Annotated in this window: 8 protein-coding genes; 3 read left to right on the plus strand and 5 right to left on the minus strand. The window is 55.6% G+C overall.

Annotation, left to right across the window (positions count from 1 at the left end):
• The first annotated feature begins 11 nt into the window (after window positions 1–11).
• From IBT46_RS19505 to mutS, 3 genes are all read left to right on the plus strand, one after another.
• Window positions 12–1,337, plus strand: a complete 1,326-nt coding sequence (locus tag IBT46_RS19505; protein ID WP_200547017.1) for a CitMHS family transporter — start codon at window positions 12–14, stop codon at window positions 1,335–1,337.
• Between the two features lie 19 nt (window positions 1,338–1,356).
• Entirely contained in the window at window positions 1,357–2,208 is an 852-nt protein-coding gene (locus tag IBT46_RS19510; protein ID WP_200547018.1) for a fumarylacetoacetate hydrolase family protein, read from the plus strand.
• Between the two features lie 472 nt (window positions 2,209–2,680).
• Window positions 2,681–5,242: a DNA mismatch repair protein MutS gene (gene mutS, locus IBT46_RS19515; RefSeq protein WP_200547019.1), complete on the plus strand. Its 2,562-nt coding sequence runs from the start codon at window positions 2,681–2,683 to the stop codon at window positions 5,240–5,242.
• Between the two features lie 180 nt (window positions 5,243–5,422).
• On the opposite strand, the gene narI is transcribed toward mutS, so the two are convergent.
• Genes narI through IBT46_RS19540 form a run of 5 tightly spaced genes read right to left on the minus strand, consistent with a single transcriptional unit; the run spans window position 5,423 to window position 13,551 of the window.
• Window positions 5,423–6,100 carry a respiratory nitrate reductase subunit gamma gene (gene narI, locus IBT46_RS19520; RefSeq protein ID WP_200547020.1) on the minus strand — a complete coding sequence of 226 codons (678 nt, stop codon included), beginning with the start codon at window positions 6,098–6,100 and terminating at the stop codon, window positions 5,423–5,425.
• A gap of 3 nt (window positions 6,101–6,103) precedes the next feature.
• Complete coding sequence (narJ, locus tag IBT46_RS19525; RefSeq protein WP_200547021.1) at window positions 6,104–6,826, minus strand: nitrate reductase molybdenum cofactor assembly chaperone; 723 nt, start codon at window positions 6,824–6,826, stop codon at window positions 6,104–6,106.
• Window positions 6,823–8,367, minus strand: coding sequence for a nitrate reductase subunit beta (gene narH / locus IBT46_RS19530; protein ID WP_105593960.1), 1,545 nt, complete (start codon window positions 8,365–8,367; stop codon window positions 6,823–6,825). The genes narJ and narH overlap by 4 nt, the downstream gene beginning before the upstream one ends.
• Entirely contained in the window at window positions 8,364–12,125 is a 3,762-nt protein-coding gene (locus IBT46_RS19535; RefSeq protein ID WP_200547022.1) for a nitrate reductase subunit alpha, read from the minus strand. Before IBT46_RS19535 ends, narH begins: the two co-directional genes overlap by 4 nt.
• Window positions 12,126–12,162: 37 nt before the next feature.
• Window positions 12,163–13,551 (minus strand): NarK family nitrate/nitrite MFS transporter, encoded by a 1,389-nt coding sequence (locus IBT46_RS19540; RefSeq protein WP_200547023.1) that lies wholly within the window; start codon window positions 13,549–13,551, stop codon window positions 12,163–12,165.
• Between the last annotated feature and the right edge of the window lie 186 nt (window positions 13,552–13,737).

A 13,737-nucleotide genomic window follows, 5' to 3' on the forward strand; every position in this document is an offset into this window, starting at 1 on the left:
AGGATAATAATATGTACCTTGCCCTGATTGGTTATGCACTCATTGCATGCCTGATGTTTTTCCTGATTAAAGGAAAAGCCACTCCCATCTCATTATTTATTTTTCTTTCCATTATCGCCGGGTTCTGCGCAGGCTATACGCCAATGCAGATGAATGATTACATCATGAAAGGCGTGATGCAAACCGCGCCTAACGCGGTGTTGTTCACCTTCTCAATTATCTTTTTCAGCATTGTCACCGACGCCGGGGTATTCCAGCCGCTGGTTAACTGGATGACCAAAATTGCCGGCAACAGCGTAGTGGCAATTGTGGTGGTGACCGGATGTATTGCGACCATTGCTCACCTGGACGGCTCGTCTGTGCCTACGGTGTTAATCACCATTGGCGCCATGTTGCCGATTTATAAGCAGTTCGGTATCAGGCCTGTGGTGCTGCTGTGTATGCTGGCGGCTGGCATGGGAGTAACCAACTTTACGCCATGGGCCGGTCCGCTGGCGCGCGTTGCTGCCGTGTCTGGCCTTGACGTGAATGCCCTCTATCACCGCCTGATCCCAACCCAGGTGATTGGGCTGGTCTGTATGATTGTGCTGGGGCTGTATTTAGGCCTGCAGGAAAAACGGCGAATTGCGCGTGGCCTGCCGATTCCGGAAGCAGAGCTGGAGCCGGAGAAGGCGACGGGTAAAGGCCATCATGCAGTTGAAGGTAAGCAAAACCGCCTGCTGTTTGCTATCAACGTCACGCTGGTGGTCGGCGCCACACTCCTGCTGCTGATCACGCATATTCAGGCCTACATTATCTTTATGTGCGCGTTTTCCGCCGCGATGATTTTCAACTATCCCAATCTCAAGGCGCAGGAAGGCGTCATGAAAAAATATGCCTACTCCGCTTATATGATTTCCGGCACGGTGATGGCCGCCGGTGTTTTCGTCGGTATTTTAAGCGGTGGTGGCGACGCCTCAATTCTCACGGAAATGGCCGACGTGGTGCTCCACGTGATGCCCGACTCCTTAGGCTCACATCTGCATATCATCATGGGGCTGCTCGGCGGATTAATTGGTTTTGTAATTGGCCCGGATGCTTTCTTCTACGGTATTTACCCTCTGGTTGCCAAAGTCGGAACCAATTACGGTTTAAGCTGGGAAGAGATGGGGTTAACCATGGTGGTGGGGAAAAATATCACCATGATGCTCAGCCCGGTCTTTGCGACCACCTATTTAGCGATTGGCCTGGCCGGCGTTGAATTGAAAGATCATATCCGTTTTTCCTTCTTACCTGTCGTGGTGTTCTCGTTTGTCATGGTGTTCTCACTGGTTCTGACCAATACGGTTCCACTTTAAGATAACAGCCAGGTTATTTATGAAAATCATTAATTTTATCATCAACAAAACCGGTGCCAGGAGTTTCGGTATTTACCGTCATGATGACATTATTGATATCGGTCGCCATACAGGCTGCCATGATATTAATACGTTTTTAAGCCAGCATCAGCTGAGCGATCTCAGCCAGTACCAGTCCTGTTCTCCGGATCTGAAGATCAATGATATTCAGTTTCTTCCAGTGATTGACCGGCCTGGCAAAATCTTCGGTGTGGGCATGAACTATGCGCAGAAACGCAAAGAGTTTAATGAAACCGAAGAGGCCCCCACCCTGTTTATTCGTTTTGCAGACTCACAGGTTGGCCATAACGATATGATTATTAAGCCAGCCTGTTCCGATCAGTTCGATTACGAGGGAGAGCTGGCGATTATCATCGGCCAAACGGCACGGCATATTCCTGAAGAACAGGCCCTCTCCTGCGTGGCGGGCTATAGCTGCTATATGGATGGTTCCGTGCGCGACTGGCAGTACAAGTGGTACACCGCCGGTAAGAACTGGCCGGCAACAGGTGCGTTCGGCCCCTGGCTGGTCACGCCGGATGAAATTGGCGATCCACAAAATTTAACGATTAAAACCTGGCTTAACGATCGGCTGGTCCAGGATGATACGACGGCGAACATGCTTCATTCCATTCCGCAAATGATTGCCTACATCAGTACCTTTACCACGCTGTCACCCGGCGATGTGATTATTACCGGGTCGCCAGGCGGCGTTGGTAAGTCGCGCGTACCGCCGCTGTTCCTGCATGAAAATGATGTTATTGCGGTGGAAATCGAAAAGATTGGCCGACTCAGCAACCGCGTTGTCGGCACGCTTGCCCGATCGGCCTGACCTTATCCCATCAAAGATCCGGCGGAACCTGCCCGAAAGCGGCAGGTCCGCCACTTTGCAGACATCGTTCCTTCCCCTATTCACTTCTCCCGCATCCACCAATCCACCAATCCACCAATCTGACAATCTGACAATCTGACAATCTGACAATCTGACAATCTGACAAAATAGCCAACAAGCCAACAAGCCAACAAGCTGACAGCCTGGCAACCAGGCCTGATTCACCTCGATCGCAGCGATCTCCCAACCTGATGCAAAGTTTGCGGCAAGCCTTCCGTTATTACCTGTGACAGCCCGTTGGTCACTGGGCTACTATAGCGTTAGATAACGGTGCCGATCATCGGGCAGAGTTAACCGATTGATTTTACATCGCTAGTCGCTGCACGATTGCGCGTTATTTTGAGCAACACCGTGATACCAACGAAAACAACAAAATCACATTACACTTTAAATTCAATGGATTAATCAAACCATGTCCGTGACTGACAACAAGAATTTCGATTCCCATACCCCCATGATGCAGCAGTACCTGCGGCTGAAAGCAGAACATCCGGAAATTTTGATGTTCTACCGTATGGGTGACTTCTATGAGCTGTTTTACGACGATGCCAAACGTGCTTCTCAGCTGCTGGAAATTTCGCTGACTAAACGCGGTGCTTCCGCCGGAGAGCCGATCCCGATGGCGGGCGTGCCCTATCACGCCGTGGAAAACTATCTGGCGAAGCTGGTACAGCTGGGCGAATCCGTCGCGATCTGCGAGCAGGTCGGTGACCCGGCGCTGAGCAAAGGCCCGGTCGAGCGTAAAGTGGTGCGCATTGTCACCCCGGGAACGATCAGCGATGAGGCGCTGCTGCAGGAGCGCCAGGATAATCTGTTGGCGGCCATCTGGCAAAGCGCACGTGGGTTTGGTTACGCCACGCTGGATATCAGCTCTGGCCGTTTCCGTGTGGCAGAGCCGGGCGATCAGGAAACGATGGCAGCAGAACTACAGCGCTCTAACCCGGCCGAGCTGCTATACCCGGAAGACTTCCCGTCAATGGCGCTGATTGAAAACCGCCGCGGCCTGCGCCGCCGCCCGCTGTGGGAGTTTGAGCTGGATACCGCCCGTCAGCAGCTCAACCTGCAGTTCGCCACCCGCGATCTCAGCGGTTTCGGCGTGGAGCAGGCACATCAGGCGCTGCGTGCTGCTGGCTGTCTGTTGCAGTACGTGAAAGATACCCAGCGCACCTCGCTGCCGCATATCCGTTCGCTGACCATGGAACGCCAGCAGGACAGCATCATTATGGATGCGGCTACCCGTAGAAACCTTGAAATCACCCAGAATCTTTCCGGCGGCATTGAAAACACGCTGGCTTCGGTACTGGACAAAACCGTGACGCCAATGGGCAGCCGCATGCTGAAGCGCTGGCTGCACAGTCCGGTGCGCAATACCCAGGTCATTACCCAGCGTCAGCAAAGTATCGCCGCCCTGCAGGATCTCAACGATGAGCTTTCGCCGCTGCTGCGGCAGATCGGCGATCTTGAGCGAATTCTGGCACGTCTGGCGCTGCGCACCGCCCGCCCGCGCGATCTGGCCCGCATGCGCCACGCCTTCCAGCAGCTACCGCAGCTGAATGAGGTACTGGAAAATAATCAAACCGGCCATCTGCAAACACTGCGTAGCCAGATGGGTGAGTTTGCCGAACTGCGCGAGCTGCTGGAGCGCGCGATTATCGAAACCCCGCCGGTGCTGGTGCGCGACGGCGGTGTCATTGCGCCAGGCTATAACGAAGAGCTGGATGAATGGCGGGCACTGGCCGACGGCGCGACCGACTACCTTGACCGGCTGGAAATCCGCGAGCGTGAAAAGCTCGGCCTGGACACGCTGAAGGTCGGGTTCAATGCCATTCACGGTTACTACATTCAGGTCAGCCGTGGTCAGAGCCATCAGGTGCCGATCCACTATGTTCGCCGCCAGACGCTGAAAAACGCCGAGCGCTATATCATTCCCGAGCTGAAGGAATATGAAGATAAAGTTCTGACGTCCAAAGGCAAAGCGCTGACGCTGGAAAAAGCGCTGTATGAGCAGCTGTTCGATATGCTGCTGCCGCACCTGGAAGCGTTACAGGTGAGCGCCGCGGCGCTGGCCGAGCTGGACGTGCTGAGCAACCTGGCCGAACGCGCATGGACGCTGAACTACAGCTGCCCAACGCTGAGCGATAAAGCAGGGATTAAGCTGACCGGCGGGCGCCATCCGGTGGTTGAACAGGTACTGAAAGAACCGTTTATCGCCAACCCGCTGTCGCTTTCACCGCAGCGCCGCATGCTGATCGTTACCGGCCCGAATATGGGCGGTAAAAGTACCTATATGCGCCAGGCCGCGCTGATCACGCTGATGGCCTGTATCGGCAGCTTCGTTCCGGCAGAGCAGGCGGTCATTGGCCCGGTAGATCGAATCTTTACCCGCGTTGGCGCAGCGGACGATCTGGCATCTGGCCGCTCCACTTTTATGGTGGAAATGACCGAAACCGCCAATATCCTGCACAACGCCACCGAGTACAGCCTGGTGCTGATGGACGAAATCGGCCGTGGAACATCCACCTACGACGGCCTGTCGCTGGCCTGGGCCTGCGCGGAAAGCCTGGCTACCCGCATTAAGGCGATGACGCTGTTTGCCACCCACTATTTCGAGCTGACCACCTTACCGGATCAGATTGAAGGCGTGGCTAACGTTCATCTGGATGCCGTTGAGCACGGCGATACCATCGCCTTTATGCACAGCGTGCAGGATGGCGCAGCCAGCAAAAGCTACGGGCTGGCGGTCGCCGCGCTGGCGGGCGTGCCGAAGGACGTGATTAAGCGTGCTCGGCAGAAGCTGAAAGAGCTTGAAGCCCTTTCCGGCAGTGCCGCCGCCACTAAAGCCGATGGTTCACAGCTGCCGCTGCTGGTGGAAGAAACATCCCCCGCCGTTGAGGCACTGGAAGCGCTCGATCCCGACTCGCTTTCCCCTCGCCAGGCGCTGGAATGGATTTACCGCCTGAAATCACTGGTTTAATCCGGCATTAACAGGCGCTGGTTGATAACCCCTGAAAGGCCCGCTTCGCAGCGGGTTTGGGCAGAAATCAAAAGGGGCTTTAAGCGCCCGCTCACAGCGATAAGCTTGAGGGCACGGGTTGCAACGTATAAAAAAACGGGCTGGTAGATACCAGCCCGTTTTATATTTCACCGTTTATTTTCAGCGGCGGTTACGCACCAGCTGATAGCGACGGGTGAGGTACTCGACCGGCGCGCTCCAGATATGCACCAGGCGGCAGAACGGGAACAGCAGGAACAGCGTCATACCCAGCACCATATGCACGCGGTAGATAAAGGCCACGCCCTCCAGATGCTGCGATGCGCCACCGTGGAAGGTCACCACCGCCTGCGCCCAGTCCACCAGCTTCATCATTTCTAACCCATCCGCATGCTGCGCTGAGAATGGGATAGTTAACAGCCCCAGTGCAGCCTGAACCACCAGCAGCGTCAGGATCATAATGTCAGCAAAGCTACTGGTTGCACGCACGCGCACGTTAGTCAGTCGGCGCTTGAGCAGCAGACCGCCACCGATCAGCGTCATCGCCCCACAGATCCCCCCGGCAATCATCGCCAGCTGTTGCTTGGCAGCGATGGGCAGGAAGGACTGATAAACCCAGTGTGGCGTCAGCAGGCCAACGATATGACCAAAGAAGATACCGAGTATCCCGATATGGAACAGGTTAGAGGCAAACCTCATCCCCTTCTTACTCAGCATCTGACTTGAGCCCGCCCGCCAGCTGTACTGACCGTAATCGTAGCGCAGCCAGCTTCCTACCAGAAATACCGTACCGGCCAGATAGGGGTAGATATCAAAAAAGAACATATTTAAAAATTGCATAACCTACTCTCCCCTTGGCTGGCTGAGTGTCGAAACGTCGAGGTACTGCGGAGTGACGGCCCCCGCGAAACGGCGCTGATGTGTGGCCGTACAGCCTTCACCCTGTGGATTCATGCGGGCAATAAAGGACACCTGCTCTTCTTCCCACACCGCGTCAAGCGCCTGCGGCGTGTCGTCCCGCGTTTCACCCGCAACCTGCGACTGCAATGACTCAGGGCTGGCGCTGCTGCCGGACAGATCCAACAGCAGGGGGAATAGCTGAGCATAAGGACTGCCACGCTGTTCAAGACGAGCACCCAGTAGAGCAAGAATAGGTGCAACGTCCTGCAGGCCCTGACGAACGCGGGCCAGCCCACCCTGCGCCAGATATTCCAGATAAAGCGGCAGATGATCCGGCAGTTCTCGGGCATCCAGCTCCAGGCCGTCAGCACGGTACTGATCCAACAGATCGACCATCGCCTGTCCGCGATCGCGGGATTCACCGTGTACATGTTCAAACAGCAGCAGCGACGTCGCGCGGCCGCGATCGAACAGCTCACAGTAGTCGGATTGCAGATCCAGCAGCGGCCGCGCTGCACAGTGGCGGATAAACTCCGCCAGCATCGCTTTTTGTTCACCGCTGAGTTCATCCGCTTCCTGCAGGGCTGCCTGCAGCTCTTCCTGATGATCGAAGAGTTCCTGCTCCGGGTAATCCAGCAGGCGGGCGATAAGACGTATCGCAATCATGATGCATCTTCCTCCCGCGTAGTTTTGATCGACACGTCAATCGCATCGATGCGGCGGCTGTTAAACAGATTGAACTTCACGTCGCTACCGTGGCAGCCGTCGCCGAAGCTGAAACCACAGCCCTTACTTTCAGGGAAGGCTTCACGCGCCTGCTCGCGGTGGCTGGACGGGATCACAAAGCGGTCTTCGTAGTTGGCGATCGCCAGATAGCGATACATCTCCTGCGCCTGCGCCTCGGTCAGCCCTACCTGCTCCAGCGCGCTGACGTCATGAACGCCGTCAACGGTTTCTGCACGCTTGTAGTGACGCATTGCCAGCATGCGTTTCAACGCCAGCAGTACCGGTGCGGTATCGCCAGCCGTCAGCAGGTTAGCGAGGTACTGCACCGGAATACGCAGGCTTTCCACATCCGGCAGCACGCCGTTATGGCTCAGCTGTCCCGCATCTGCCACTGACTGAATTGGCGACAGCGGCGGCACGTACCATACCATCGGCAGCGTGCGATATTCCGGGTGCAGCGGCAGCGCCAGCTTCCAGTCCATCGCCATTTTGTACACCGGTGAACGCTGTGCCGCGTCGATCACACTTTGCGGTACACCATCTTTCAGTGCCTGCTCAATGACCGCCGGATCGTTCGGGTCGAGGAAAACATCCAGCTGACTCTGGTAGAGATCTTTCTCATTCTCCACTGAAGCGGCCTGCTCAATACGATCGGCGTCATACAGCAGTACACCGAGGTAGCGGATACGGCCCACGCAGGTTTCTGAACACACGGTCGGCGCGCCCGATTCGATGCGCGGATAGCAGAAAATACATTTTTCCGACTTGCCGCTTTTCCAGTTGAAGTAGATTTTCTTGTAAGGACAGCCGGTCAGGCACATGCGCCAGCCGCGGCACTTGTCCTGATCGATTAGCACAATGCCATCTTCGCCACGCTTATAGATCGCGCCGCTTGGACAGGTCGCCACGCACGCCGGATTCAGGCAGTGTTCGCACAGGCGCGGCAGATACATCATGAAGGTGTTTTCGAACTGGCCGTACATCTCCTTCTGGATATGCGCAAAGTTGGCATCTTTCGAACGCTTGCTGAACTCGCCACCGAGAATCTCTTCCCAGTTTGGACCGTTCTCAATCTTCTTCATCCGCTCGCCGGTGATCAGCGAGCGCGGACGGGCAATCGGCTGGTGCTTACCGGCCGGTGCGTTATGCAGATGCTGATAGTCGAAATCAAACGGCTCGTAGTAATCGTCCAGTTCCGGTACGTGCGGGTTGGCAAAGATTTTCGACAGCACGCCAACGCGGCTCCCCATGCGGGGCTCCAGCTTGCCGTTAATTTTTCGAATCCAGCCGCCCTTCCACTTCTCCTGATCTTCCCACGCATGGGGGAAGCCCACGCCCGGCTTGCTTTCAACGTTATTGAACCAGGCGTACTCCATCCCTTCCCGGCTGGTCCAGACGTTTTTACAGGTTACTGAGCAGGTGTGGCAGCCGATACATTTGTCGAGATTCAATACCATCCCGACCTGTGAACGAATTTTCATTTAGCGACCTCCTGCTGGCTGCCCTGGCAATCGTCGTTGCCTTCACCATCTAACCAATTAATATTATTCATCTTTCTGACTATGACGAACTCATCGCGGTTAGAACCGACGGTGCCGTAATAGTTAAAGCCGTAGGACTGATGCGCGTAGCCGCCAATCATGTGCGTCGGTTTCGGGCAGACGCGCGTTACCGAGTTATGAATACCGCCACGCTGCTTCGTCGTTTCCGCACCAGGAATATTCACGATACGTTCCTGAGCGTGGTACATCATGGTCATACCCGCAGGCACGCGCTGGCTGACCACGGCTCTGGCGGTCAGTGCACCGTTGGCGTTGAAGGCCTCGATCCAGTCGTTATCCTCAATACCTAACTGCTTAGCATCGTCCTCGCTCAGCCAGACAATCGGGCCACCGCGCGACAGCGTCAGCATCAACAGGTTTTCACTGTAGGTTGAGTGAATACCCCACTTCTGGTGCGGCGTGATGAAGTTCAGCGCCATTTCAGGATTACCGTTAGGCTTGCGGTTTATCAGCGGCTGTACGGTGCGAGTATCGATCGGCGGACGGTAGACCAGCAGGCTTTCGCCAAAATCACGCATCCACTGGTGATCCTGATACAGCTGCTGACGGCCGGTCAGCGTACGCCATGGGATCAGCTCGTGAACGTTGGTATAACCGGCGTTATAAGACACATGCTCATCTTCCAGACCGGACCAGGTCGGGCTGGAGATAATTTTGCGCGGCTGTGCCTGGATATCGCGGAAGCGGATTTTTTCATCCTCTTTATTCAGCGCCAGATGGGTATGATCGCGCCCGGTAAATTCACCCAGCGCCTGCCAGGCCTTAACCGCAACCTGACCGTTGGTTTCCGGTGCCAGCGACAGAATGACTTCAGCCGCATCAATGGCACTGTCGATATTGGGTCGGCCCGCTGCCGGACCATCGGCCTTGACGTAGTTGAGCTTTTTAAGGAAATCGACCTCGGTCTGCGTATTCCAGCTGATGCCCTTACCGCCGTTGCCCAGCTTATCGAGCAGCGGTCCCAGGGAGGTAAAACGCTCATAGGTTGATGGGTAATCTCGCTCCACCACCATCAGATGCGGTGCGGTTTTACCCGGGATCAGGTCGCATTCGCCTTTGTGCCAGTCCTGCACGCCCAGCGGCTGTGCCAGCTCAGCGGCGGAGTCGTGCTGCATCGGCAGGGTCACCACGTCGGTTTCCACGCCAAGGTGGCCGACGCACAGCTCAGAGAAACGCTTCGCGATGCCCTTGTAAATTTCCCAGTCGCTGCGGGATTCCCAGGCCGGATCGACGGCGGCAGACAGCGGATGAATAAACGGATGCATATCCGAGGTATTCATATCGTCTTTTTCATACCAGGTTGCGGTTGGCAGTACGATATCGGAGTAGAGACAGGTGCTCGACATACGGAAATCGAGGGTCACCACAAGGTCAAGCTTGCCCTTGCCAGGATTATCACGCCATTCCACTTCTTCCGGCTTCGTCGCCCCCATTTCCCCCAGGTCATCACCCAGCACGCCGCTGTCGGTGCCCAGCAGGTACTTCAGCAGATATTCATGCCCCTTACCGGAAGAACCCAGCAGGTTAGAACGCCAGACAAAGAGGTTGCGTGGGAAGTTCTGCGGGTTGTCAGGCTGCTCGGCGGCAAAACGCACGGAGCCGTCCTTCAAACCGGCAACGGTGTAATCAACCGGGGAAACACCTGCTGCTTTTGCTTTTTCCGCCAGATGCAGTGGGTTAACGTTCAGCTGTGGTGCCGACGGCAGCCAGCCCATGCGCTCAGAGCGCACGTTGAAGTCGATAAGACTGCCGGTGTAGCGTGATTTATCCGCCAGCGGTGACAGCAGCTCTTCGGTTTGCAGGCTCTCATAGCGCCACTGGCTGGAGTGATTGTAGAAGAACGAGGTGCCGTTCATATGGCGCGGTGGGCGCTGCCAGTCAAGGCCAAAGGCCAGCGGCAGCCAGCCGGTCTGCGGACGCAGTTTTTCCTGGCCAACATAGTGTGCCCAGCCGCCGCCGCTCTGTCCGACGCAGCCGCAGAACACCAGCATATTGATCAGGCCACGGTAGTTCATGTCCATGTGATACCAGTGGTTCAGACCGGCACCGACGATAATCATGGAGCGTCCACGCGTTTTTTCAGCGGTTTCGGCAAACTCACGCGCAATACGAATCGTATTCTGACGCGGTACGCCGGTGATCTGCTCAGCCCATGCTGGACTGTAGGCCTTCACCTCGTCATAGGTTGCCGCACAGTTAGCATCATTCATGCCGCGCTCAACGCCGTAGTTCGCCAGCGTCAAATCGTAGACGCTGGTCACCAGCGCGGTGCTACCGTCAGCCAGCTGCAGGCGCTTAACCGGTAGCTTGTGCAGCAGAATTTCATCCAGCGCGACGGTGTTGAAGTCCTGAACTTCGGTACCGCCAAAGTAAGGGAAGCCGACGTCAACGATGTCATCGTGCTTGTCCAGCAGGCTCAGCTGCAGCTCGACTTCCTGCTGATCCTTACCTTCGCGTTGTTCGAGGTTCCACTTGCCCTTCTCGCCCCAGCGGTAACCAATCGATCCCTGCGGTGCAACCAACTCGCCGTTGGCTTCGTTGATGGCAATGGTTTTCCACTGTGGATTATTTTCCTGGCCCAGGCCATCAACCAGATCGCTGGCACGCAGCATACGTCCGGCAGCGTAATAGCCACCGTCGCGCGGCTCCAGCATCACCAGCATCGGCATATCGGTGTAGGTGCGAACATAGTTACGGAAGTATTCCACCTGGCGCTGCTGGTGGAACTCGGTCAGCATAACGTGGCCCATCGCCATCGCCAGCGCGCTGTCGGTGCCCTGCTTAGGCGCAAGCCACTGATCGCAAAGCTTGGCGATTTCGGCATAGTCCGGCGTAATGGCGACGGTTTTGGTGCCTTTGTAGCGGACTTCGGTAAAGAAGTGCGCATCCGGCGTACGGGTCTGCGGAACGTTGCTGCCCCACGCCATGATGTAGGAAGAGTTATACCAGTCGGCGGACTCGGGAACGTCGGTCTGCTCACCCCAGGTCATTGGTGATGCCGGAGGCAGGTCGCAGTACCAGTCATAGAAGCTCAGACAGGTGCCGCCAATCAGTGACAGGTAACGCGACCCCGAGGCGTAGGAAACCATCGACATCGCCGGGATCGGGGAAAAACCAATAATACGGTCAGGTCCGAAGGTTTTCGCGGTATAGACGTTAGCCGCAGCAATCAGTTCATTAACCTCCTGCCAGCTTGAACGTACGAAACCACCGCGCCCACGCGCCGCTTTATAGCTGGTGGCCTGCTCGGCATCTTCCACAATCGACTGCCACGCCAGGACCGGATCGGTATGGCGAGCTTTCGCTTTGCGCCAGAGCGTAATCAGGCTCTTGCGCATCAAAGGGTACTTCAGGCGGTTAGCGCTGTATAAGTACCAGGAATAGCTGGCTCCGCGGGGACAGCCGCGAGGCTCATGGTTAGGTAAATCCGGGCGGGTACGCGGATAGTCGGTCTGCTGGGTTTCCCAGGTGACCAGGCCATTTTTTACATAGATTTTCCAGCTGCATGAACCGGTACAGTTAACTCCGTGCGTGGAGCGAACGATTTTGTCATGCTGCCAGCGGCTGCGATAACCATCCTCCCAGTCACGGTTGGTGTTCAGGGTTTGCCCGTGATCGCCGGAGAAGGGTTCTGCCAGCTGTTTAAAATAGCGTAAACGATCCAGAAATTTGCTCATACGACATGCTCCAAAAAGGAATTATTTTTTATCGCGCTTAGTTATTTTTTTTACGGCCGTAAACCAGCCAGGTAATCGCGATACAAATCAGGTAAAACACTAAAAACACTTTCATTGCACCGGCTGGCGATCCGCTCATGCTCAGCGAAATCCCAAAGGTTTGTGGAATAAAGAAGCCGCCCAGCGCACCAATTGCCGAGATAAAGCCTAATGCGGCGCTGGTTTCGGTCACCGCTTCACGCTGCGCGGTTTCATCGCTGCCACCGGCGGCTTTGACGCGATCGATGGTCAGCTTGCGGAAGATGACGGCGATCATCTGGAAGGTGGAGCCGCTACCCAGACCGGCGGCGAAGAACAGCACCATAAACACACCGTAGAAGGCGATAAACGAGCCAGAGCTGGTTTCAGTCGGCAGGGTCAGGAAGACCAAAGCGGTGAATATCGCCATCAGGATGAAGGTAAACAGCGAAACGCGAACGCCGCCCAGGCGATCGGAAATAATGCCGCCGGCAGAACGCGCCAGCGCGCCGATAAACGGGCCGAAGAAGGCATACTTCATGATGGCGACGTCGGGAAACTGGGTTTTGGACAGCATGGCAAAACCAGCGGAAAAACCGATGAAAGAGCCGAACGCGGCAAGATAGAGCAGTGAGAGCATCCACAAATGGCCACGTTTAAGCACCGGTAGCTGCTCGCTCAGCGAGGATTTTGCTGCAGCCAGATCGTTCATGCCGAACCAGGCAGCAATCGTGGCGATAAACAGCAGCGGCACCCAAATCCAGGCCGCATTTTCCAGCCAGATACCACTATTGCCAGTTGAGCCACCGTCGTTGAAAAAACCAAAGATAGCCATCGAAATTGCCAGCGGAGCCAGCAGCTGCATAACGCTAACACCGAGGTTACCCAATCCGCCGTTGACGCCGAGCGCGCCACCCTGCATTGATTTCGGGAAGAAGAAGCTGATATTGCCCATGCTCGAGGCAAAGTTAGCGCCGGCAAAGCCGCACAGCAGAGAAATGATCACAAAAATAGTGAACGGCGTTTCGGGGTTTTGCACCGCAAAGCCCAGCCAGATGCAGGGAAGCAGTAAAAAGCAGGTGCTGAAGGTTGTCCAACGACGGCCACCAAAGATGGGAATAACAAACGAGTAAGGCACGCGTAGAATCGCGCCGGAAACGGAGGGCAGTGCAGTCAGCAGAAAAAGCTGATCGGTGGTAAAGTTAAAACCAACCTTGTTCAGGTTTACAGCGACGGTGCTGAACAGCATCCAGACGCAGAAGGACAGCATCAGACAAAAAACGGAAATCCACAGGTTACGGCTGGCGATTCGCTTTCCCGTTGCCGCCCAGAACTGGGCATTTTCGGGCTGCCAGTTTTCGATGACTGCGCTATGTTTCTTTCCTGGTGAAGGGGATGATTGGGACATATTTTTCTCAGTGGCGTTGTTGAAGATGGCACCATCCTGAGTAGTAATGCCTCTGGTCGAATTGACGTATATCAACGAGCCTGCAGGTGCCCACCCGCCCAGGCACGGAATTACCTCTAAATAGGGGTAGGAGAAAATAAAAATAAAAACATGATAATCAATTGGTTATTGAAATATTAAGGTGGT

This window comes from Erwinia sp. S38 (genome assembly GCF_016624545.1).
GTDB classification, from domain to species: domain Bacteria; phylum Pseudomonadota; class Gammaproteobacteria; order Enterobacterales; family Enterobacteriaceae; genus Erwinia; species Erwinia coffeiphila.